Origin of the sequence: Shewanella inventionis (assembly GCF_014641855.1) — a bacterium.
Lineage (GTDB): Bacteria > Pseudomonadota > Gammaproteobacteria > Enterobacterales > Shewanellaceae > Shewanella > Shewanella inventionis.
Window position 1 is genome coordinate 117821 of sequence record NZ_BMII01000008.1, and the last position, 20822, is coordinate 138642.

Consider the following 20822-nt stretch of genomic DNA (forward strand, 5'->3'; position numbering starts at 1 on the left):
ATAGGTGGCAAAGTTTGCTTTTAATGAGCCTGTTTTACAGTGAGTTACTGATGGTTGAGTCATTTGCCGCTTGACTTAACTCCTTATCAATAACAACATTTTTTGTCTGGTCTACTACGTTAATGTCAATCATTAACGCCATAATGTGGCAAAGCATCTTTTCATTTAGGGTCCAGTTTTGTACATCCAAAGGATGGCCGTGTCCGTCTTGAAATTTACCAAACATGCCTAATACTTCTACATTTTGGTATTGCCCATCTTTTATAGCCCAATACAACGCGCAGTCATTATCTGCATGGATATCGGCGCCCTTCTCCAATAAGTATCCCAAGACTTCAGGGTTATCCCGACCTGAAGCAAATCTCAAAGCAGCATTATTGTTTACGGTAACGTCAGCGCCTAGGTTTTCTACTAAATATTTTAAGACCTCAATATGACCATTTATAGCAGCTTCGACAACGAAATCACCGTTATCAAACAAGAGATCTATACCCTTCTCCGCTGCTGTTTTAAGGTTGTTTAAGTCACCAACTGAGCACATTTTAGAAGCTATGAGATTAACCTGATATGGAGTTGTTTTATATTCCGTAAGCAATGATTTTATAGTTGCTGGGTCGTGATTTTTATTATACAACGCACCCCTTAATACTGAAGGGTCTAAAGCTTGAGGGTCTAAAGCTTGAGGGTCTAAAGCTTGATTGTCATTATTAGTCATTGTTTTTCCTTCAGTTTGTTTGGTATTGCTAATGCATTTATGTGTTTGAATTGCTTTTAAAACTAACCTAATAAGCCTTTTATAATCTGTTTGAATTCATGCTTTGGTGTTAGCGTTCGACTATCTAATCGAACCCGGTGTAGTTTTATACCAGCAGCATCAAATATTGCATTTTTTAACGAATCATTGTACTTCGCAGTTTCAGTGTCGTGATATTTACTATCTAGCTCGAAGAAATATAGTGGATGCTGTAACCCGTCAGGTTCGTAAATAACAAAATCAACTACCCCTTTAAAATAGAAATCTTGTTCAGGTTTAGTTAGTGATGAGTTTAGTTGGTCGTAATCAAAAATATTTTTAAGTGCTACGTTGGGGTAGATAAATAAGTTAGGGTAAATATCCCTCAGAGCTTGGTAGAAATACAACTCTTGCTCACTTTTAAATAGTGGGCTTAACCAATGAATCATCGGTGATTTAACCGTTTTTGATGGCTTTTTAGTCTCTGGGTTAACTTTCTTTTTCCATTTATAATTAAGCACCTTTTCACTCTTTGAGCACAGTTTCAAGTAGTTTGGGACTGCATTAAAGTCTTCAATCAATGTCGCTTCTAGACCAATATTTTCTACCTGTATATGAAGGTCATCCCTGAGCGTTAAGAGATTATGCGATACAAAAATAAGGTACTTTTGACATAGATCCTTTACTAGAACTGGCTTCTCATTGGACGCATACCTGACGAATTCCTCACCTAATATGTTGCAGATATTTGCCCACTCAATTGGATTTTTTTTGGCGTAGTCTTTGTGTTTATTGACGTGCCTAAAAATATCGGACCAATCCTTTTTTTTAATCAGTGCATAGAACACTTCCATCGATCAATCCCCGTAATATTACTGCTGATTTTATTATCATTGTTATTGTACATCATTACCTGGGCTCGTTCATTCGGCCCTTACCTAACTACGATCTGTTTGTTATGCCATGACCTTGAGGTCTATTTACCGCATTGTTATTTAGTCCTAGTGCCATACGCCATAACTCATTTTTGCTAATTGTTCGATTAGATATCGAAATCACTTTAACCATCCGGTTAGGAAGACCGGTATCCACAACCTCATACTTTTTTGCGTTTCTAACATTAAATAGATAACCAGACGCCTTTTTTGAGTCAATATTAAGCAATTGCCCAAGGGTCTTTGCTGTAAAATATCCACCATGATGAAGCATAGTATCAGCAACATCGGAAGTTTTTAGTTCAGTCATAGAATCAATTCCATCATAAAAATGTACTTATCAAATACTATATCAGTTATTGCATTTTGGCTATTATTAAAGATTTTTCTTTAAACTCTTGCATTTATGATACGTAGGTGTAGTCTTAAGAAACTGATAAATATAGGTTTGGTGAAGAAAAATGAATAAGATGACTAAATACAGTGGCAAAGTCACTTTAAAAGATGATGAAGGTTTCTTTTTTGAAGACACATTACCATCATCATTCAATGAATATGCTGATACTGTTTCATTTTTATTGAACAACAAGCGCTCACCTAAAACCATTGAAACTTATGAAAGCAATATTAAGCCTTTCTTTGAATTTTGCAGTGATAAGGGTGCAAAGGCCTTACCTGCAGATCCTCGAACCATAGTTGTATTCATCTCTTATCAAGCAAACCATTGCTTAAGCCAATATGGGAAGTTGCTATCAGTTAATACGATAGCAACTAGGCTTGCCGCAATTAAATACTTCCATATAAAGAATGGTTTCCCCTCACCTACAGACCATCAAATTTGTATTGATGCTCTCGATGGTCTAAAGAGAGTTCGCGGTCGTGACACGAAAAATACAACTCAAGACCCAATAATGTATTTTGATCTAGAACGCTTGATTGATGCCATTGGGCCTGATAATTCACTTAAAGCTATTCGTGATAAAGCAATATTAACATTGGGATTGCAAGGTGGTTTTCGACGTTCTGAACTGTGCGCACTTAAATTTAAGCATCTTTCATTTCGTCGCAACGCCCTTCATGTTGATATCGAGTTTTCTAAAGCTAACCAGAACAATGAGCGTGAGTGGAAGGAGCTGCCCGTAGATGAGCATTTTGCGGCATATGATTACGTTAAAAATTGGATAGAACAATCTGGTATTACTGATGGCCATTTGTTCAGAAGTATCTCTCGTGATAAGCGTACAATTCGGGAATACGGTTTTGATGAGGACACTGGGAAAACACGCGGAATAATGAGTGGGAATGACATCTACCGACTTATAAAACATTATGCACTCAAATCAGGCTTACCGGTATCGAAAATAGGGGCTCATTCTTTGAGATCCGGTTGTGTTACACAACTAGCAGAAAATGATAAAACAGATCTGTACATTATGGGGCGTACAGGTCATAAAGACCCTCGAACATTGCAAAATTATATAAAGCGAAGATAATAACTTTGATAGGTATTCGCACCTGGCGTTAAGGCTCTATGCATATGTGCAGTCGTCTCTTGCTAACTATTATGAATCGCGCACTCGGCGCTAAGTCATTTCAGCACTACGATAGTCATTAGCATCGTTCTCAATTGCGCACTCGGCGCTAATTAATCTGCTTGACTGTGTAGGGAACGAATTCATTTTTAATCGCGCACTCGGCGCTAAGTTGATTTCGTGTTCATCAGACATCCTATATATTCTTAATCGCGCACTCGGCGCTAAGTCATTTCAGCACTACGATAGTCATTAGCATCGTTCTCAATCGCGCACTCGGCGCTAAGTTGATTTGCTTGGTGTGTAGGGAACGATTTCATTTTTAATCGCGCACTCGGCGCTAAGCAAACTCACCCCAGCTGTTAAAAAACTCATTAAATTCTCAATCGCGCACTCGGCGCTAAGCTCGCTGTATCTTCTGGATATCGCCCTGTTACTATTCTCAATCGCGCACTCGGCGCTAAGCGGCCGTTTGACCGCGTTTTGAGTGTTTAATCTATTCTCAATCGCGCACTCGGCGCTAAGCAGCAATCTATTTACTATAAAGATAACTAATACATGTGGTTAGGTCATGTTTCGATATTATACCTAGGAAACAACAGTATTGAGAATTTTCTTTATGAACAATATCTTATATCAAGTTAAAAAATGAATGGTTAATTTAGTAGTCGCACAACTTGTCTTAGTCCGTAGATGTCAGCTTTTCGACTCCAATGTGCCGGTTGAATTTCTGGAACCTTTATAATGCAAAGGTTAAATAGCCTGTCATTACTGTTAGACCGCTGTCTAATTCTAAGGTGAGGAGTTGTTTTTTGTAATGTGAATAGGTTTGTCATATGTTTAGCATGCAATTGTGCAACTGTTTCTGGGGTACCTAATCGCGCTAATCTTTTAGCCGTATTAATAGCCCTTTTCTTTACCTGTCCCTGATATCCTGCGGGGTCCAATTCAGGTTTAGATCTTAAATAGATTAGAGGCTCATCACCATCAAATTTTTTAGGGGTTGTGAATATAATCCCTAAATCTTGATTTAGTAGCGCTAATCTCGATGAATTGGCCTGGATTAGTGAGTTTTCTTCCCCTACAAGCCCAATTTTAGTTATGCTGTCTATTTCACCTAAATCGACGTTTGCGTTAAATGTGAGAGCAATTGGGTGGCTGTTTTTGTGATTTATATCGTGAACAGCTGCAATGATCGCGCTAATTGCCTGCTTTTTTTCAGATTTTGAAAAAAAATCAACATTCGTAACGATATAGTGTTCCATTTAAAGCCTCTTCTGTCGCGTAAATAATTAAAAACAAACCCGTAAACAGGTGAATTGCATATAGTTTATGCTTTTATTTTAATGCTCGTGAACAAGCGAATTAAAAGAAATCATCTACCGCGACTTCAAATAATTTATCATAAAAAAGTGAGCTAGGTACAACACATTCAACAGGTTCGGTTTTGTAGTATGGGGGAAAATAAGTAGCAAGCTCGCTATCTACTATCGAAGTTTTTTTATAACCGAGTTCTTTGAAAACATGCATAGGTGTATTGCGCATAACACCTAGTTCATCGCAGTAAATCGACTTATCTTCATCTATGATTTCAATACTGATTGACTCTATTTGACCAAATCCGGCGTGTGATTTCTTTCCGATACCAAAAACATACGTATTTAGTAATGTTTCTATTTCGTCCTTATCGCCTACGACAAAAAAATAGCCAGTTGAATGCAACGACTCATAAGCGATGTAGCTATTTAATTCAGCCTTATGCTCGCCTCTAGCTGTGTCGATATATAGGTATTTACTTCCTCTAAGTGCGTTTGGCGCAAATAGGCGCGTATTCATATCTTGAGGACGCAGCGACCCATTAAAATCGGCCTTCACTATTCTGGCAGGGCTTTGTAGCCTTAAGGCACTTGCGTGATATACGCCGTTAGTTTTCTTGATTGGCAAACGGTTATGCGCCGCATCTAGGTCATTGGTGTGTTTGAATTTCGCGTATGCGAGAACAGCATCTATGTGAATTGGCTCAGATGCGATCACAGGAGTCAGAAATTTTAATGTGATTTTTAGGTTATCCATTTATTCACCCGAGATGTGTTTGACGCATTTAAGATAACTAATTTATGAGGCTTGAACAATAGCCTTATATAATTTATTCTTTTGGTAAATTAACAATGGGATTAGACAATGGATTTGAAAACTGAAAAATTCATCTATGAAAACTTAATCACTCATTTGAAGTCGCATATCAACGCAGAACTCTTACACGATCCTGTCAACGAATTCCTATCCACACCTGTTCCACAATTCACTAAAAACAATGCGATTACTTTAAAGCAAAAAGATACCTTTTTTATCATACAAAAAGGCCGCTCGATTGTCCTGGGTGATATTTTACTTCCTGAAGTACCAAATGTACGGGTCCTTACACCTGATGTTAAAAAAGATGGACACCATTTATTAGCAAGTTTTTTAGTTGATGATTACGACATGGAAAGTGAGGTTGTCTTAATTGTCCAATCAAAAGCCAATAAAACTGAATCTTTTAAGATCAGTAAGGGCACTGTCGTCTGGATCACCGGGCAGAACCCCATGCGTGTTAATGTGAGACAATGCAAAGAGATTGGACCTTCATTGAAGTCATCAGGTATAAGTAGTTCTAATTTCAATCAATTTTTGAGCCTCAATAACGAGAAGCAATTTGAAATTATCAGTGAAGCCAACTTAAAGAGAATGGTCAAGCTAACCAGTAATTACCCAGTTTTATTATCACTAAACGAACTTAAGTTACTTCCATTGCCTGGTTCTCCCGAGGCAATCATTACCAACTTATATTTGAGAGAAGGCAAATAATATGCACTGCATATCTCTATTTGCAGAATCTAGTTCAAATGATACGTATTTAGATCACCTTCTTGTGCTAAACAATGCCATTAACCGTATCGACAATATGCGAACCCCATACTTATTTACCACACTGAGTATTGGTAATCGTAAAGTTTATTTAGTTAGAGCGGAACTGCCAAATCTGCAAGAGTCTATGAACCCGGTACCAGAACAATGTGAGTTTATGAATGTTAATACCACTAACCCAATTCATACCTCATTCTTCATTCGGCTTAACCCCGCAATACGTCGCGGTATTCATAACGGACCATCAGGAAAAAAAACTGATCGCCTCTACCCAGTAAAATCCAGCGATGACATAGAGAAATGGTTTATTGAGAAATGCTTATCAATGAACATTAACGTTACTCGGTTTGATGTTTTACAAAAAGGGGTTGCTTACAGCTCAAAGGGACACACCTCAATAAATGAGGCTTATGCGTATGTAGAAGTATCAGCATCAAAACGAGTGCTGATGGAGTTGTACTCACAAGGTTTTGGAAAACGCAAGGGGTTTGGTTTTGGAATGGCCGTGTTTGCAGGCAGTAATCACTATCGAATTATACATAACGTTTTAGTCGCACCTTTTAGCGAAATATAATGAGGAATTGAACCATGAATAACATTATCCACTTTACCGGTCATATCGAAACTGTTCAGCCCTATGCCAGTGCAACACCATCGTTGGCTAGCAGTGTGCGCTCTGGACAACCTACACCTGTTACCCGTATTTTTTCGCATGGAGAGCAGTTCTTATCTATCAACTCTGCGACAATCAAAGGTACTCTTCGCAGATCTGCAGCTGATATTGCGTTTTTGTATGAGCAAGAGAAGACAAAAAGCGATAAGCCATTGTCATTAAAAGCGCACAAACTTAATCGCACAGGCGGCTCCAAAGGCAAAGGAGAATCCGATAGATTGTCTCCAGCAGACTATGACACCATTAATAATGAGCATTTAATTGTAGGTCTATTTGGCGCCGGAGATCCCTTTGTTGCAGGCAGGTTGTCGGTGAATCATGCAATTGCTAAACATAACTCACCTATCGTTATAGATGGGGTTCGTTCTGATGATTTTTTGCGTGACCCTAATATGTTGGCCATTTTGGATGAAGCGAACATCACTGAGTTTCTTGAAAATACGGCTGACGTAAGTGAGGCATCAAAATTAAAGAAACAGCGTAAATCAGTGCTCTCAAGCATGTTAAATGCATCCACTCCTTTAGAAAAGGACCAGCAAAAGAAGCTGTTAGATGCTTTAGATAAGAAACTGGAGAAGTTCAAGAGCGTTAGCACTCAAATGCCCCTTCCTGGATTCGAGGCCATTCCAGGCGGCGATATTTTAGACCATTCAATGCGACTAGAAGTGACCGACGGCAATTTAATCCAGCTTGGCTTTCTATTAGAAGCGATGGAATATTTCGCGTTCAACCCAGTTATTGGTGGAAAAAAAGCGAATGGATGCGGTGAAATAAAAATGAGTTATACGGTATCTTCATCAGGGTATAAATTGCCGCTATCAGAAATAGGTAAAGTTACTTTAATTCCCTATGTCGGTCTGGAAGTCTCAGGGGAGCTATTGCAAGCGGCATTAGAGCAATATCGCTCGGCAAAGGCAAATAAGGTGTTTAATTTCGCGGAGATCATTTAATAATGAGTGATATCCTGCAAATTGTCGAAAATGCATTTAATGACTGTGGCGCTGGAACCAATTTATTTGGGCAGCATAGAAAGGCTCAAAGTCAATTTGCAGGTGCAGCTTGTGAGTTCTTTAGCTTAATAGACGACAAAGAAAAAACACAGGTTGCTATCATCGAAGGCTCGACTGGTGTTGGGAAAAGCTATGCATACCTCACTCCACTGATTTGCCATTCTGTTATAAATGGCAAACGGGTTGCTATAGCAACGTTTACACGGCATTTGCAGCATCAATTGAAAGAAGATATTGAAGTCATTATACAGAAAATGGCTTCTATATTACCAAGGAGCCCTACCGTCGCGGTTAGATTTGGTTCGGATGAATATTTTAACAAAGAAAGTGTGAGATTTTATCTAGATAATCCACCTGATGACGAACCGGCTGAGCTCGCCAAGCTGAAACATCTTTTCGATTGGCTGTCTGTCTGTGAAAATGAAGAACACGAACTTTTTGATATCAACACACACACAGGTAGATACAGTGATTATCTTGATCAATCTAATTCGGTTGCGTTGCCATTTGACATAGACAAATCGGATGTATCAATTAAGCCATATCATCCATCTACAGAGAAGACATGTTATATACGCGATGTAAAACGTTCAAAAAATTCTGATGTCGTCGTGGTAACTCAAGCCATGCTCATGTTGCACATAAAAACTGGTGCTGAAATATTAAATGACGAAAGGGCGATTGATTATTTAGTTATAGATGAGGCTGATAAAATTGGTGCTGCCGCAGAATCTATTTTTAAATCAGGTTTTTCGCTTGCTGTGCATCATAAGCACTTTGAAACGCTTGCTAATAGTAGTATTCATTTTCATGAAGTGTTTGAACACTACACCCAAACGCTCGATTATTTGGCAGATATCGCTCATGACAACCCTAGTAATGCTCTCGCTATTTCAAAAGAGAACTCGCAACACACAGAAATTATTCAATCCATCTGCAGGTTAGAGAAATCACTAACTAAAACACTGTCTAATACCACAGCAATGAAAACTGTTCATTATGACAGCCTGCAGTCCTTGATGAGCATCCATCATGAATTGTACTGGTACATAAATACGATTAACGAAACCTCAAAGAGTATCGCTGTGCCGACTATCACCTGGTCACCGGTGTATGCCTCCCCAAGCTTAGTCATCGCGCCCATCAACACGGGTTATTTAACTGCAAAACTATTTGGGCAAACAAAAGATAATGCTCAGTTTTTCAAAAAAATACTCTTTACTTCAGCAACGCTTAGTTTAACGTCCGACGCAATTGATTTTAGTGCATTTAAATTAATGAGTGGGACATCTGCTGCAATTAAGTCAAAGAAAGCGACTTTATTATCAGAACAAGTGTTTAAAGCTAATGGTTTTGGTCGAATCTCAATGATTTTATCACCCAATTCAGCCCCAAAGCCTATTTACATAAACGAATCGAATGAAGTGAAATATGATAATTCATTTTTGCGAAGAGTTTTACAATTTGCCAGACTAGCCATCAAACTACCAGCGCTACAAGATTGTGGCAAACGAACCTTGATATTGACCTGCAGTTATGATGAATCTTACGAAATAGCTAAGGTTTTACGCGCTGGTGGCCTCACCCCTATTGAGCATGAACAAGGCTTCCCATTGCGGGATTACGTCAATCAATTTCGAAATGATAACTCTGGCATCCTAGTGACCTGTGCTGCTTGGGAGGGGTTTGATGAACGAGTCGCAAACCTTATTATTTCCCGCATACCATTTATAAACTTAGGGCATGTTCAAAAACAGAAAATCAACCATTTTTCGTCTAGTGGTATCAGTGAAAAAGTAGCAGTAAACATTATTCAAAAGCAGTTAAGATTTGACACTCAACGAAAGCTGGCTCAAGGCATAGGTAGGATTATTCGACGTAATGGCGATTCAGGTCGATTGATGTTTTGCGATCCCAGAGTCAAAAAAAGTAACAATGACAAATGGAGTAAAACATTAGGTACCAAGCCTGTTACTCGAGCTTATTGTATTAAAGACTCTCTAAAATGCGATTACCATGTTTCCGCGTGGAAAATGGCAACGGTGCTGATTGATAATGAGGACGGGACCATCATCAATATTAATGGTGAAGCAAAATAATGGCAAAGATTGTGCTTAACTTGCGAGTTGCTGACAAAAATCACTTAGACAGTCGCGGACTTAAAGCCGTTATCCATAATCACTTGAACATTATCTTCATTAATCAACCAACGCGAACCTTGGTTACGCCAAGTTCCATCAGCTTGCTTATATTCAACTTCAGGAATTCGCCCGATAAACCCTTTGTTTGTAGAGTAAATTTTCTCAACCTCGTATGATGTACGAATATTTTTTATTTCGTTGTATGTGTACTCTGACATTATGCTAATTCCTACCTTATTCGCTTCACCAAATGATAATGATGTGTTCAAGTCCATAAACAAATTAATTCCTATCGGAATGTTATTAAGCCAATTGCTCTTCAAGTTGTTCTACGCGAGTAATTTCATCCTCAAGTGAAACCGCTGAAATTTTCACGCCATGAAACGCTTCGTTTTTAGCAAATGCGGCGGTAATTCGAGCTGGAAGTTCCGCCCCATCCTCGTATTCGAAAACGACAGTAATGAACTTCTTATTCATCGTTGTATCCTATCGGTTAACTTCTTTAAGTAAATCTGAATATGCTCTGTCAGCAACACTCAGTTGTCGGTCACGCATGTTGATCAATCGTCTAACAATTTTGTTTAATGCGCCTTGGTCTTTTTCACCGAGAACGCTACAACCGTCTAGCATTGAAACAGCCAAATCCAGCGTGTGCAATGCCCCTATTGGGCGGCTCACATCAGTTGGTACTTGAGTCATACTATTTCCTTTATGGTCGAAAGAGCTTTTCACGCAATTCAGGACTGATAATTAACGGTATTAACTTGTCAGGTTTGGAGAGCAATTCTTTTACCTCAACTTTGTGCATACCAGTATCGTAATCAGGGAAGTCAGGATAAAATATTTCAGCAGTAAACCACTCCATTTCTAAATCCTTCTCCTTGAGTTCTAAAACAATATCAAACTCACTACTACACCAATGCCATCGACCTTTTTTGTTAAATATTATCTTTCCAAATGCCATGTGCTATTTCCTACTATTCAGTTATTACCCGTGGCATTTATTTCATCATGTTGTTCTACAGCTTTCTGTACTAAGGGGGTTAGTAAAACTGCCGCTAAAATGCAGACTACAACAGCTATAACACCTTTTTTTATAAGTTCCATGCTAGTTCCCATCAGTCGGTTTATGCTGCATTAAAGATCATATGGCTTGTAAAAATGACCACCAATCACTATAAAAATTACTTCACCATTTTCATCTGTTGCACTTTCACCAGTCATAATGCAATGCACTTTTGTATTAATAATCGACCGCTCGCAAGCTATTTTTACAGCATGGTCTTGATCGGTCATTTCGTCCCAACCTATTGCTTGACCATCTTCAATTATTCCCAATGCAAATTTCATCGCTATTTCCTATATTTCGATTTTGTTAACCCGCGACCTTTTTATATACGGGATTGTCAAAATTATCATGCTTCATACGTAATCCTCTCCAAGGCTTGTGATTAGTTCAAGGCCCACTTCTGTTTGTATAATTTCAAGCACTTCTTTAATGCAGTGAAAGCAAGCAGTATCGTTTCCTGCCTTAAGATTACCCTCTGTGATATTCATTAAAAAATACGCAAATGGAAATAACATTTGTAAATGTTGTATGCGAGCTGCTTTATGAAAAGGAATCGAACCGTTAAAGCCTTGAACAGTATTCAAATAATTTGATATTTCAATATTGTTGTTGGACGATTCAAACAAGTACAAATCATCAATAATAAAGACTGTTAACAAAGCATTGGGTTTCTTAGCTAGACACTCATCGACTAAGGATGGGGGCAAGCCGTTGATAAAGTGTATTAGGCGTTGATCCCATATATCTTTATCGGTATTAATATGAGCTAAGTATTCATTTAACATTGTTGGTCTATCATTTGACATACCATCCTTTGTGCTTGCGTATGTCATTTCATGTGATAATTTGTCCGTCATATGTATCCCATTAAATAATTTGATTTTTACGGTCAATTTTAAAACCTTGTTTTAAACCATTACGGTCTATTATTCGATTCATAGCTGCAACTGTCTTTTTTGTTTCAGCTATATAATCATTACAGTCAGCACCCTCACTGAGACTTACTTTTTCTTCTACTGCACTATGAAGCAAGGCGAACTCCTTTTCTGTGATTTTTATGTATTTAGTCATGCTATTTCCCATCATTTATATTTAAACTGGACTTCCCAAGAATTGACTTGAAGAGGCTTTAAAAATTGACCTAAATTATCGAGCCTCCAGGTTCTCAGTTCATCCGTTCGGCCATGCCTAATTGCGTAAGCCATTTCAGTTTTAGGGTTGATACCAACTACGTGAAACTTCATTGGTAAATCTGCACTTTCTTGCGCGATAATTTTTGTGATAGTCTGAGTCTCCATCAAACGCACAAACTCACCCTCTTTGACCCTATAGAATGTAATAGCCATACATATCGCTCTTATGTAACCTACATTTCGCCATATTGTCGATGCAACTGTACCCCGTACGAAGTAGTTTCTTGTTAACGATGGCTTACATCACCTGACATTGTTGACACGCTTCCGTTTATCGAACCACATTCAACATCACCAGACATAGTGCTAATTGAGCCGCCTACATTGCCGCATTTAACATCACCAGATTGTGTGTGAATGTTACCAGTATTGCCTGATACATTAATTTGGTAACAGGCGTCAGCTTTCAAAGATTCGATATTTCCATCAACAGTAATGGTGATTACCTTTGCTTCAGGAGTTACATCTTTACCGTCAACAATAACCTTTCCATTATTAATAACGATGTTGCGACCAGCAACGATGTTATTGTTCCCATTTATATAAATTCTTGAAGTCATGCATTATCCTAGAACGCTAATTCACTTACTCGACAGGATTCCGTGTTTGATTTAACTTATGCGGTACTCACGTGCTATATCCTGTGCAACCCCCTCGCCAACTAATGTTGGTTTAATCCATATGATATGTGTTTCTGAAAGAGACTTGCCTTTACGCTGATTTCGCCAATGTCCTCGACGCCAATGCAGTCGTCGCCCAGCATCGACGGAATCTCGTATCTCCATTCGTTCGTTAACGTCATCGGCCTTAATTCTTACATAAGTCACAGGTAAATATCCCATAGACTTTAATTGACTTTGAATTTTATGCCTCTGTTTATCTGTTTTAGCTGTTGCCAATTTTTCCAATAAGGCGGGTGGAGCGTCCGTAGGCAATTCGTTTTCGAATGTATCATGTGTTGATAAATAGCATAGACAGTTCGCCACATATCCCATTGCTTCTTTTATAGAGACTTTCGCACTACTGAGATCCATAGTTTCGCGTTTAGCCCTTTGTCCTCGAATGTCTTTTACATTCACATCTAGGATTGGCATTGAATTGGTGGCGTGTTTCCATTTATTCACAATTTCGGCATCGATAGTCTTATCGATTAGATTACCAAGCGATTCTTCTGAATCTCTCGATAATGGCAAATAAAAGTAGCCCGAAGGTGAAGATAACCAATGAGCTGTTTCACTTATCGGTTTTATAACAAGGCAAACTTGAAGCACAGGGATTGCTTCTTCATCAATTACATAAGCCCCAGTAATTTCGAGCTTGCCCCAATAAATTGGTTTGTGGAACTGAATAAAATAAACAGGATATGGAGATTTTAATGCGCTAATGGGGATATCGGCAGCAGATGTGTTAGCCAACATTTCACCAAGAGTATTCGTAAACGAGAATAAATTGTAACCATTTGCTGCAAATGCACCATAATAAAAGGCCAAGCTGATTTCAGGCATAATGTCTAGAGTAACGTCATCCTTGTCTACCCTTTTCACATCAAGGGCAGTATTCCACTCCCTACCAATACGACCTTGGATTTCATTGATAGCTGACCCCGTAAACCCATGGCTAATTACTGTTTGTTTGCTGAATTTGGCGTATGGCCTATTACGTTGATACCACATTGGATGATAGCTATTCGCTTTCATATAATTTCCTACCTAAAGTTTTTTGTTACTGGTTTTCAAAAGACAGCATAAAAATGACGTCTCTTTCGCATTTGCAGGTAAACCCATACCAACACGTTTTAGAAAAAATACCATCGTTATTTATTATCCAAGATGAAGCATTATGAGTATGCCGCTCGTTACACTCAGGGCATTCAACTACAGCCGTTTTGCAATCTTCGCTATACTCAATTGCTTGCACTTCGAGTTCATTATTCACTGATCCCATGCTGTTTCCTCTTAAGCTAAATCGTGTTCAAGCTCACCCAAAAGGTGCTCAATAAGTGACTTCATTTTCACAAGATGTTTTTTATTTTTTCGATTTTGAAGTTCATACAATGAGCGTTCTGCTATTCCCTCTAATGTGTCATCAGGGCACTTCAAAATCATATTCGTTGCTTCTGTTATCATGGTGTTTCCTTTATTAACTATTGTGGCGGTCTAGCGTGTGAAACATCAGCAAGCACATCTTCCAAAAATTTAATATTCCTTGACCAAGCATCTTCCACATCGCATTCACCAGAGTCTATTTCTTCTTGAAATAAAGGCTCAAAACCGCTAATTCGTTCATAATATTCGAACGCTTCACGCCATTGTTTATTGAGATTTTTAGCAAAGACTGCCATCGTTTTTTCCTATCGCTTAGTTAGATAATCATACACTGGTTTTTCTAACTCATTCAAATCAGCACCCGAGGCATAAATTCTTTCTAATAGACAATTTGCCTCATCTAGCTTTTTTCTAACCAAGTAACATCTGACTTAATGCGCTTTGCATAACTTGATATCATATTCTGATGTGTGTTTATGTTTAATGTTCTGCCTCATTTTCCTTAAGGACTTTAGCCTTTATTGCTTCCTGATTCCGCGCTCAATAAACCATTCTTTTATCGGGCTGTATTGCTCTAAATCTGTTGCTAAATAGTCTTTTTGTGCTTATGTGGGCAAATATCAAAGGCTGTTATTTTGTTTCACATCGACTATTAAATCCGTTTGTTTTACATTTTCTGCGGTATAGGTGCCTATGGATATTATTTCGTCTATTGCAGCGCTAAGTGACAAGCAGGCCTGTTCTTCATTGTATAACTCAATTGCAGGCTTCCAAGCTTGAGATAGCATCAAGAATTTAGATGCTTCATTTTCCAGGTATAACCCAAAGCGGCTACCATCGTCTTTTATAGCAGCCAGCGATATTAAGATTTTAGCCTTATCATCGTCATTTTTACTGGTCGCAATTACGCCGGAAATCATGTCATCTATAATGTTCTCGTAGTTACATGACTTATCGGCTTTGATGATTAGTCGGTGAAGGTGCCGTAATGATTCAGCCCATGCTTCAGTGTCATCAGGTACATCTGTTATGTTGTTATTGTATATTTCAGCACCTTCGCAAATAAGTGACGCTGGGATGTTTGAAATAAGCTCGCTAAAGTCAGTCAAATCCACTTTAACGCCTTCCAGTACCTTTCTACATAATGTCGCTATAAACAGTTTGATTTCGGCGCTGTATTCGTCAAAAAACTCTTTTTCCTTGAGTATTTTTTTTAATTTTCCTGTATTGAGCGGGTCCACCGACTTTGAATGCGATGTTAGCGGTATGCCTGCAGGCGGGGTAATATTCAGATCGCTTATTATCCAGCACCCCATGTGATTTGATTCAACAAAGTTATTTGAGTCAACTTTACCGTGTTCATCAATAAAGATAATCACGTTCAGGTCTTTTGCTTCGTCTGTTAATGTCAACTTAAAACATCCATCAGGGTTTTGTACGCTTCTAAAAGATTGAAGGTCGCAATGAGCTAATTTTTTCTCCAGGAAGAACCAGTTTTGGTAAACTTTTTTTAGGTCATAATCTTCACCGAATATGGAAGCCATCTCAGAAATCGATTCATCATTAAAACTATTAGTTAAGGTGTCAATATTCAAATCAACACCAAAAACAGGGGCTCGCTCAACAATATTTACACTATCTGTAAATTGACGAAACACGGTCGTGATATGGGACGGATAATCGGCTAACTTACTACTTCTGAGCTCGGAAATTGCTCGTATAACTGCTGTTCTCCACTCTTCATATTTTTGATGATCATCTTCAATCGACTTTAGGGCGGCTTCTGCAACAAGTGGGTAGAAATCGGACTTTTTTCTCATAAACTCGCCTGTGATGAGTAGTTTTGATGCTCACACCATCAATAATTTTGATTGTTAAAGCCTCGTTTATTTAAGGCTATCAAATAAAACCCTCATTAACAACAAAGCAGGTACATGAAAAGTATATTTTAGATTGCCTATTGCCAATCCTTAATCGAGTTAACGTGGATTATTACAGTCATATTCATTTTTTCCGCATTTGTTCATGGCTGCTTTTACTCGCTTGACGGTTGAACGTCCTTTACCTGTAAATTCTGCGGTTTGATTGATAGAGCGCCCACGTTCTAAGCAGGTGACAATATCAGAGTGCTTCATTAGAAAATCGTCAGTGCTGATGGTTGAACCTTTAGGTCGGCCAAACTTAGCGCTTTCGCGCTGGGTTAGTTCGATGCCACGTTTAGAGGCTGCTAATCGTTTTTCTTCATACTTCCAACGGCCTGTAACAATGAATCGCTCCGCTTTGTTGAATGGGTCAGCGTTGTTAGTTAGTGTGGTAAATTCTGCTTTCAATCGCTTCAATGATTTGGCATCTAGTACCAGGTATTCCGTGTGAGAACCAATATTAGCTAACAGATTGCTATATTTATATAAAGCATACTTTTCAATGTGGCCACAATTCGCAACGTTACGCAAAACAGTGCTTTTTATTACGGCTTTGCCTGTCGCCTTTTCTAGATCGAGTTCTGTTTCTTTCAAACGTTGTTCTGGCGTTCTCGTTGTTCTCCCAACTTTATGAATCACGGCATTATCCGCTAGTTGATACTCAAACAGATAGAGTGAAGCATTGAGAATAGCCTGCTGACGGTGTGCCTCAATATCAAGCCACGCTCGATGCCTTGTGCCTTGAACTATTTCTTCTCGCAAGGTGTGGACGCGCATTTGCAAGTTGTTGCGCATCCACTGGCTAAATCTCATCAGCGGTAAGGTGCCAAGGATAGTTCTCGCGATATCGGTAAATATGAGATTATCTGTGTAGTCGTTCCGATTAAATAATTCTGCTTTTGCTGCACGCGGAAACCGATGCAGACCTGACTTCCAGTGCTGAAATACGTTTGGCGACTTGCTATCCGCTTGATAGCCTTCTTTTAAGGCCTGAATGACCTCTAATGGATAGTTGAGGTGAAAGTGATGCCATGCAGGGATTTGCGGGATTTCATTCAAAGACTCGTTGCAGGTTTCTCCATCGTGGCGAAAGTGGGCTGCCTTAGTTTGGCCTTTCACAGCAATTAACTTGCAGAGGCAAAAAGGGCAGGACAAATCACCCTTACCTGACTTCTGCGAGTTGATGTGATGAAAGTTGCCTTGTGTATCTTTGCCAAGGCTTAAATATACTGACATATAACACCATACTTTTTTGAACCAACTATGATTGTAGTTTACGCGGGTTCAAATAAGTGTGCCACAACATAAAGCGTTTTCAGGATCTGCAATACCTTTACAAATTTTCGAGTACCTTGAATTCATTGCGTCATACCAAGCATCGAATGTTTTTCTTGCAAATATTAAAGATAACGTTAACGACTCCAATAGCGCGAATCGTCCCTCAAAACTTAGGATATCTGACTCTCTTAAAGACTCTCTTAAATATACATAACACGTTGCGTTCCTACAGTCAGGCCCTTCTATAATGAATTTACCAACAACATATCACCGGCTTTATTTGATTGATGGTCTGTTGTTATTTGGTGTGTGGTTATCAGTTCGTCGATATTACTCGATAAAGCAAAGCTTTCTGTAATATCTTCAATGGCATGTTTGTGTACCTTAAGCTGTTCGTCGATAACACCGTTCTGAGTAAACAATGCATCAGTGTCACAACTTGCTTTGAGCGCATAAAGTGCAATTGGGTCATTAAGACAGTCATTGCATGTTAACGCTTGCCTCAAAACAAAAGCTTTTACTTTGGCGGTGTTAGTATTGGGTAGAACGAATTCAAGTGTCTCATCACTGAAAAGTGTGTCAATCGTGTTATTTAGTTTTGTTAAGTAATCGATCCAGCTATCAACACTCAATTTGTGGATTTTTTTATAAAAGGCTTCATCAATAACCTTTGGTCGTTCATGAGGGTTGTAGGCTAAATATTCAGCGATTATACGCCTCACTGGTTCGTAACTTGTGACGTCTCCTTCCATCGCTAGTTCAAGATAGTTAGTAACGAGCATTGCCATGGCGTCTTTAGTTTGAATGCTTTCAATTTTATCCAAATCGTTCATGCTGTGAAAATTTGCAACAATGTTCGACTCTATGCGCTGATCGAAACCAAATCCGTTAATAAACTCTCTTTCAATCCCGGTAATTTTTAAACGTTCATTAGGTGAAGAAGGCTCCAACATTTCAAAAACCTTCATTTGATCGTTTGCAAACCCCACAGATGCGAATGAATCATCTAGGTTTAAAAATCCATTATTAATTTCTAATTCAGAGGCAAATTCAACCACCCCGCCTTGCCAATCGAATTGGATCTTGAATGAACTGATATCTTCACTTTTGTTTGCAGTCGAATGTAACTGTAATGAAGCGTTGTTAATATCAATGTCTTTAATGGCAAAATACCGAGTAGTTATCTTAAAAAACTCACCATAGGTCATGTGGTTCTGCAGATTACAATCCCTAAACGCCGTAGCACTTAATAACTTAGAGATTTGGTGTTGCTGTTGATATGCATTAATTTTATGAAACTTGCTGTTGCTATTGAAATCTCGGTCCGGGTAGATGTTATCGAGGTTCGCTGTTGCAATACTTTCAATAGCCAATTTAATTTGAGGCAATAATTGTGCTATATTTGTGAATTGCTTTTCAACCAAATCGACACACTTAGCAATAGTATGTTCGTAATTTCTGTTTTTCATTTCGTCACCGTATACTTTTCAAGACCATGTTAAGTATATTATAGATTGAAGTGAAAAATTTCTACTCATTAGCTATTGTGACTAGTAACTTGATAATAACCCAATATTGTTTTATTTTGGTTACAAACGATCAACGTACCGGCTAACAGATTGTTTTAATTATTTTTATAATGCATGCGAACTATTATACGATTACAAAAGTTTAGACTCGGGCGAGATTTCAAAAAATATTTAAAGCTGATAAGTTTGATAATTGTGTTGTTTTTGAATAAATTAATCATCCAGAAAATTCAATGCTGAACAGGGGATTTAGCAAAACTTCTAAATTCCGTTTGGTTCACATAAATGACACATGCCTTTAGCGCCACCATTGATTTTTTTGCAAAGAAAGCTTCGGTTTTTGTTTATAGATTTAGATACGGAGGCGACTGTTGGATTCTGTTGATTTTGCTATTGCATTGCGCCGCTATCGCATACTCGACTATTTAGATAAGCATATTCACAAAGGGTGGACTGATAAAAACATTACACCGTTGTTGAGAAATATGCCTGCAGGATTAAAGCTGGACAACTCTGTGAACTGGCGAACCATTTGCCGTTGGAGACAAAGATTATTAGACTCCAACGGGAACATCGCCGCTTTAAGCCCGTCAAAAGGAACAGGCCGTAAAACAACTCGCACTGTGGGTGACGAAGCTTTATTGCTACCGACAATTAAACGTATGCTGGTTACCGCTCCCCCGTTAAAAGTGAGTGTTTATCATCGTGAATACGCTGAAGAAGTCGATTCTTATAATGGCCTCGTACTTGAGGATACTCAGAGAATAAGTAAACTTTCTTATAAATCATTTAAGTCGCGTTATGAAAAAATGAAAATCGATTACGAAAAAAAAATGGAACGTGCTCGCTCATTCACACCCAAAAACCGTTTGGATTTAAAAGAATTCAATAACTAACTTCAATTATTCGTTTATGCTGGTGATTTCCTGTGGGCTGCGTGAGCCAATTTTAATGTTATTAGCTCACGCAACAACAGTTCCAACTTGAGAATATGTGGATCAATTAACTTCAATCACAATAGTTTCTGACATTATCTCGCCGTATTCTTCCGTGACATACGTGGCGCTAACATGAGTGTAATTCTCATTAGTATAATGCCATGACTCATATGCATCTTGGAATATGTAATCTATACGATTAAGATAATTGTAACCAACATGCTCGGCTAAACACCGGTTAGAAGAAAAATGAGGGTTTAATTAACTGGTTTCACACTTTAGACAGGAAAAAATTATGACTCCTTTGTGTGCCCATGAGAGCGAACAAATTAACAAGGGTAACTATGCACTTAAATACTCAGTACATAAGTACAACGCTTATATTTCTGGGCGAACAATTACATTATCTGAAGCCGCTCGATGCGTTGTATATCAAACAAAGTGGGCAGCGAGCCATGAGCAGGTAGAATTAAAAAACAACTGCAAGTTAAATATCGATGTGACTATATTGTCTGAAACGGATGTCGAGGGTATGGGGAAGTATGTCGTTGTCTTGGTTAAATATTCAGATAAAGAGCATCAATGCCACTTTATTGTTACAGAAAGCCCTTCCCATTGGTTTTTCCTTAACTATGGTTTGTTAAGCATTATCAAACCTTTTGATGTTGATAAAGTTAATCCTACTACAACTTCAATTGCACGATATTCGTAATCGTGCAATTGAAGTGGGGATAACAAACAGCATTAAAGCGCGTTATGCATGCTAAATTCCATGGTGATGGCATCGTTGTTCACCGTTACACGTTTTACACCCTAAAATGTTATGAAAAACCTTTCTGAACAAAGCCTGTAGCCTGATTTGTGTAATTCTCATCGATATGAAGCAATAAGTTGAGAATTTTTTAATATGGGGCTCA

The 20822-nt window shown here is 38.5% G+C and carries 29 protein-coding genes; 7 read left to right on the forward strand and 22 right to left on the reverse strand.

Annotated elements, in window-relative coordinates:
• Positions 1–34: 34 nt before the first annotated feature.
• The 3 genes from IEW93_RS06390 to IEW93_RS06400 all read right to left on the reverse strand — a co-directional run bounded on the left by IEW93_RS06390 (position 35) and on the right by IEW93_RS06400 (position 1978).
• The gene (locus tag IEW93_RS06390; protein ID WP_188738114.1) at positions 35–715 is read right to left on the reverse strand and encodes an ankyrin repeat domain-containing protein; all 681 of its coding nucleotides are present in this window, start codon (positions 713–715) and stop codon (positions 35–37) included.
• 62 nt (positions 716–777) lie between these two features.
• Positions 778–1587 (reverse strand): DUF2726 domain-containing protein, encoded by an 810-nt coding sequence (locus IEW93_RS06395; RefSeq protein WP_188738116.1) that lies wholly within the window; start codon positions 1585–1587, stop codon positions 778–780.
• 88 nt (positions 1588–1675) lie between these two features.
• A complete protein-coding gene (locus IEW93_RS06400) occupies positions 1676–1978 on the reverse strand; it encodes a hypothetical protein (protein WP_188738118.1) in 303 nt (100 codons plus the stop codon).
• A 151-nt stretch (positions 1979–2129) separates the two neighbouring features.
• Between IEW93_RS06400 and IEW93_RS06405 the strand changes: the two genes are divergently transcribed.
• Entirely contained in the window at positions 2130–3161 is a 1032-nt protein-coding gene (locus IEW93_RS06405) for a tyrosine-type recombinase/integrase (protein ID WP_188738120.1), read from the forward strand.
• Positions 3162–3856: 695 nt separating this feature from the next.
• Here the strand turns inward: IEW93_RS06405 and IEW93_RS06410 are convergent.
• Entirely contained in the window at positions 3857–4465 is a 609-nt protein-coding gene (locus IEW93_RS06410; RefSeq protein ID WP_188738123.1) for a hypothetical protein, read from the reverse strand.
• 100 nt (positions 4466–4565) lie between these two features.
• The gene (locus IEW93_RS06415; RefSeq protein ID WP_188738125.1) at positions 4566–5273 is read right to left on the reverse strand and encodes a Csf3-related protein; all 708 of its coding nucleotides are present in this window, start codon (positions 5271–5273) and stop codon (positions 4566–4568) included.
• Between the two features lie 108 nt (positions 5274–5381).
• Between IEW93_RS06415 and IEW93_RS06420 the strand changes: the two genes are divergently transcribed.
• The 4 genes from IEW93_RS06420 to IEW93_RS06435 are packed head-to-tail and all read left to right on the forward strand — an operon-like array spanning position 5382 to position 9889.
• Positions 5382–6047, forward strand: coding sequence for a hypothetical protein (locus IEW93_RS06420; protein ID WP_188738127.1), 666 nt, complete (start codon positions 5382–5384; stop codon positions 6045–6047).
• Position 6048: 1 nt separating this feature from the next.
• Entirely contained in the window at positions 6049–6681 is a 633-nt protein-coding gene (locus IEW93_RS06425; RefSeq protein WP_188738129.1) for a hypothetical protein, read from the forward strand.
• 14 nt (positions 6682–6695) lie between these two features.
• A complete protein-coding gene (locus IEW93_RS06430; RefSeq protein ID WP_188738131.1) occupies positions 6696–7730 on the forward strand; it encodes a hypothetical protein in 1035 nt (344 codons plus the stop codon).
• Between the two features lie 2 nt (positions 7731–7732).
• Complete coding sequence (locus tag IEW93_RS06435; RefSeq protein WP_188738133.1) at positions 7733–9889, forward strand: helicase C-terminal domain-containing protein; 2157 nt, start codon at positions 7733–7735, stop codon at positions 9887–9889.
• A gap of 44 nt (positions 9890–9933) precedes the next feature.
• On the opposite strand, the gene IEW93_RS06440 is transcribed toward IEW93_RS06435, so the two are convergent.
• The 17 genes from IEW93_RS06440 to IEW93_RS06515 all read right to left on the reverse strand — a co-directional run bounded on the left by IEW93_RS06440 (position 9934) and on the right by IEW93_RS06515 (position 18907).
• A complete protein-coding gene (locus tag IEW93_RS06440; protein ID WP_188738135.1) occupies positions 9934–10149 on the reverse strand; it encodes a hypothetical protein in 216 nt (71 codons plus the stop codon).
• Between the two features lie 85 nt (positions 10150–10234).
• Positions 10235–10408: a hypothetical protein gene (locus IEW93_RS06445; RefSeq protein WP_188738137.1), complete on the reverse strand. Its 174-nt coding sequence runs from the start codon at positions 10406–10408 to the stop codon at positions 10235–10237.
• 9 nt (positions 10409–10417) lie between these two features.
• Entirely contained in the window at positions 10418–10630 is a 213-nt protein-coding gene (locus tag IEW93_RS06450) for a hypothetical protein (protein ID WP_188738139.1), read from the reverse strand.
• A gap of 10 nt (positions 10631–10640) precedes the next feature.
• On the reverse strand, positions 10641–10895 hold the full coding sequence (locus tag IEW93_RS06455) for a hypothetical protein (RefSeq protein WP_188738141.1): 255 nt from the start codon (positions 10893–10895) through the stop codon (positions 10641–10643).
• A 17-nt stretch (positions 10896–10912) separates the two neighbouring features.
• Positions 10913–11038: a hypothetical protein gene (locus tag IEW93_RS22250; RefSeq protein ID WP_268237042.1), complete on the reverse strand. Its 126-nt coding sequence runs from the start codon at positions 11036–11038 to the stop codon at positions 10913–10915.
• A 30-nt stretch (positions 11039–11068) separates the two neighbouring features.
• Positions 11069–11281: a hypothetical protein gene (locus IEW93_RS06460; protein WP_188738143.1), complete on the reverse strand. Its 213-nt coding sequence runs from the start codon at positions 11279–11281 to the stop codon at positions 11069–11071.
• A gap of 72 nt (positions 11282–11353) precedes the next feature.
• A complete protein-coding gene (locus tag IEW93_RS06465; protein ID WP_188738145.1) occupies positions 11354–11857 on the reverse strand; it encodes a hypothetical protein in 504 nt (167 codons plus the stop codon).
• A 10-nt stretch (positions 11858–11867) separates the two neighbouring features.
• Positions 11868–12071: a hypothetical protein gene (locus IEW93_RS06470; RefSeq protein ID WP_188738147.1), complete on the reverse strand. Its 204-nt coding sequence runs from the start codon at positions 12069–12071 to the stop codon at positions 11868–11870.
• An 11-nt stretch (positions 12072–12082) separates the two neighbouring features.
• Positions 12083–12346, reverse strand: a complete 264-nt coding sequence (locus IEW93_RS06475) for a hypothetical protein (RefSeq protein WP_188738149.1) — start codon at positions 12344–12346, stop codon at positions 12083–12085.
• Positions 12347–12420: 74 nt separating this feature from the next.
• Entirely contained in the window at positions 12421–12753 is a 333-nt protein-coding gene (locus tag IEW93_RS06480; RefSeq protein WP_188738151.1) for a hypothetical protein, read from the reverse strand.
• A gap of 51 nt (positions 12754–12804) precedes the next feature.
• The gene (locus tag IEW93_RS06485) at positions 12805–13890 is read right to left on the reverse strand and encodes an AcrVA2 family anti-CRISPR protein (protein WP_188738153.1); all 1086 of its coding nucleotides are present in this window, start codon (positions 13888–13890) and stop codon (positions 12805–12807) included.
• Between the two features lie 25 nt (positions 13891–13915).
• On the reverse strand, positions 13916–14137 hold the full coding sequence (locus IEW93_RS06490; RefSeq protein WP_188738155.1) for a hypothetical protein: 222 nt from the start codon (positions 14135–14137) through the stop codon (positions 13916–13918).
• Between the two features lie 11 nt (positions 14138–14148).
• Positions 14149–14319: a hypothetical protein gene (locus tag IEW93_RS06495; RefSeq protein WP_188738156.1), complete on the reverse strand. Its 171-nt coding sequence runs from the start codon at positions 14317–14319 to the stop codon at positions 14149–14151.
• A gap of 17 nt (positions 14320–14336) precedes the next feature.
• The gene (locus IEW93_RS06500) at positions 14337–14534 is read right to left on the reverse strand and encodes a hypothetical protein (RefSeq protein WP_188738159.1); all 198 of its coding nucleotides are present in this window, start codon (positions 14532–14534) and stop codon (positions 14337–14339) included.
• Positions 14535–14858: 324 nt separating this feature from the next.
• Positions 14859–16058 (reverse strand): hypothetical protein, encoded by a 1200-nt coding sequence (locus IEW93_RS06505; protein ID WP_188738161.1) that lies wholly within the window; start codon positions 16056–16058, stop codon positions 14859–14861.
• A 159-nt stretch (positions 16059–16217) separates the two neighbouring features.
• On the reverse strand, positions 16218–17396 hold the full coding sequence (locus tag IEW93_RS06510; RefSeq protein ID WP_188738163.1) for a GIY-YIG nuclease family protein: 1179 nt from the start codon (positions 17394–17396) through the stop codon (positions 16218–16220).
• A 284-nt stretch (positions 17397–17680) separates the two neighbouring features.
• Positions 17681–18907: a hypothetical protein gene (locus tag IEW93_RS06515; protein ID WP_188738165.1), complete on the reverse strand. Its 1227-nt coding sequence runs from the start codon at positions 18905–18907 to the stop codon at positions 17681–17683.
• A gap of 431 nt (positions 18908–19338) precedes the next feature.
• On the opposite strand from IEW93_RS06515, the gene IEW93_RS06520 reads away from it, so the two are divergent.
• Positions 19339–19863 (forward strand): hypothetical protein, encoded by a 525-nt coding sequence (locus IEW93_RS06520; protein WP_188738167.1) that lies wholly within the window; start codon positions 19339–19341, stop codon positions 19861–19863.
• A 337-nt stretch (positions 19864–20200) separates the two neighbouring features.
• Positions 20201–20617, forward strand: a complete 417-nt coding sequence (locus tag IEW93_RS06525) for a hypothetical protein (protein ID WP_188738169.1) — start codon at positions 20201–20203, stop codon at positions 20615–20617.
• Positions 20618–20822 lie beyond the last annotated feature (205 nt).

What these genes read in the sequence shown, in the direction of transcription:
- IEW93_RS06390 (WP_188738114.1), bottom strand. Translation starts at nt 715, where the DNA reads ATGACTAATAATGACAATCAAGCTTTAGACCCTCAAGCTTTAGACCCT.
- IEW93_RS06395 (WP_188738116.1), bottom strand. Translation starts at nt 1,587, where the DNA reads ATGGAAGTGTTCTATGCACTGATTAAAAAAAAGGATTGGTCCGATATT.
- IEW93_RS06400 (WP_188738118.1), bottom strand. Translation starts at nt 1,978, where the DNA reads ATGACTGAACTAAAAACTTCCGATGTTGCTGATACTATGCTTCATCAT.
- IEW93_RS06405 (WP_188738120.1), top strand. Translation starts at nt 2,130, where the DNA reads ATGAATAAGATGACTAAATACAGTGGCAAAGTCACTTTAAAAGATGAT.
- IEW93_RS06410 (WP_188738123.1), bottom strand. Translation starts at nt 4,465, where the DNA reads ATGGAACACTATATCGTTACGAATGTTGATTTTTTTTCAAAATCTGAA.
- IEW93_RS06415 (WP_188738125.1), bottom strand. Translation starts at nt 5,273, where the DNA reads ATGGATAACCTAAAAATCACATTAAAATTTCTGACTCCTGTGATCGCA.
- IEW93_RS06420 (WP_188738127.1), top strand. Translation starts at nt 5,382, where the DNA reads ATGGATTTGAAAACTGAAAAATTCATCTATGAAAACTTAATCACTCAT.
- IEW93_RS06425 (WP_188738129.1), top strand. Translation starts at nt 6,049, where the DNA reads ATGCACTGCATATCTCTATTTGCAGAATCTAGTTCAAATGATACGTAT.
- IEW93_RS06430 (WP_188738131.1), top strand. Translation starts at nt 6,696, where the DNA reads ATGAATAACATTATCCACTTTACCGGTCATATCGAAACTGTTCAGCCC.
- IEW93_RS06435 (WP_188738133.1), top strand. Translation starts at nt 7,733, where the DNA reads ATGAGTGATATCCTGCAAATTGTCGAAAATGCATTTAATGACTGTGGC.
- IEW93_RS06440 (WP_188738135.1), bottom strand. Translation starts at nt 10,149, where the DNA reads ATGTCAGAGTACACATACAACGAAATAAAAAATATTCGTACATCATAC.
- IEW93_RS06445 (WP_188738137.1), bottom strand. Translation starts at nt 10,408, where the DNA reads ATGAATAAGAAGTTCATTACTGTCGTTTTCGAATACGAGGATGGGGCG.
- IEW93_RS06450 (WP_188738139.1), bottom strand. Translation starts at nt 10,630, where the DNA reads ATGACTCAAGTACCAACTGATGTGAGCCGCCCAATAGGGGCATTGCAC.
- IEW93_RS06455 (WP_188738141.1), bottom strand. Translation starts at nt 10,895, where the DNA reads ATGGCATTTGGAAAGATAATATTTAACAAAAAAGGTCGATGGCATTGG.
- IEW93_RS22250 (WP_268237042.1), bottom strand. Translation starts at nt 11,038, where the DNA reads ATGGAACTTATAAAAAAAGGTGTTATAGCTGTTGTAGTCTGCATTTTA.
- IEW93_RS06460 (WP_188738143.1), bottom strand. Translation starts at nt 11,281, where the DNA reads ATGAAATTTGCATTGGGAATAATTGAAGATGGTCAAGCAATAGGTTGG.
- IEW93_RS06465 (WP_188738145.1), bottom strand. Translation starts at nt 11,857, where the DNA reads ATGACGGACAAATTATCACATGAAATGACATACGCAAGCACAAAGGAT.
- IEW93_RS06470 (WP_188738147.1), bottom strand. Translation starts at nt 12,071, where the DNA reads ATGACTAAATACATAAAAATCACAGAAAAGGAGTTCGCCTTGCTTCAT.
- IEW93_RS06475 (WP_188738149.1), bottom strand. Translation starts at nt 12,346, where the DNA reads ATGGCTATTACATTCTATAGGGTCAAAGAGGGTGAGTTTGTGCGTTTG.
- IEW93_RS06480 (WP_188738151.1), bottom strand. Translation starts at nt 12,753, where the DNA reads ATGACTTCAAGAATTTATATAAATGGGAACAATAACATCGTTGCTGGT.
- IEW93_RS06485 (WP_188738153.1), bottom strand. Translation starts at nt 13,890, where the DNA reads ATGAAAGCGAATAGCTATCATCCAATGTGGTATCAACGTAATAGGCCA.
- IEW93_RS06490 (WP_188738155.1), bottom strand. Translation starts at nt 14,137, where the DNA reads ATGGGATCAGTGAATAATGAACTCGAAGTGCAAGCAATTGAGTATAGC.
- IEW93_RS06495 (WP_188738156.1), bottom strand. Translation starts at nt 14,319, where the DNA reads ATGATAACAGAAGCAACGAATATGATTTTGAAGTGCCCTGATGACACA.
- IEW93_RS06500 (WP_188738159.1), bottom strand. Translation starts at nt 14,534, where the DNA reads ATGGCAGTCTTTGCTAAAAATCTCAATAAACAATGGCGTGAAGCGTTC.
- IEW93_RS06505 (WP_188738161.1), bottom strand. Translation starts at nt 16,058, where the DNA reads ATGAGAAAAAAGTCCGATTTCTACCCACTTGTTGCAGAAGCCGCCCTA.
- IEW93_RS06510 (WP_188738163.1), bottom strand. Translation starts at nt 17,396, where the DNA reads ATGTCAGTATATTTAAGCCTTGGCAAAGATACACAAGGCAACTTTCAT.
- IEW93_RS06515 (WP_188738165.1), bottom strand. Translation starts at nt 18,907, where the DNA reads ATGAAAAACAGAAATTACGAACATACTATTGCTAAGTGTGTCGATTTG.
- IEW93_RS06525 (WP_188738169.1), top strand. Translation starts at nt 20,201, where the DNA reads ATGACTCCTTTGTGTGCCCATGAGAGCGAACAAATTAACAAGGGTAAC.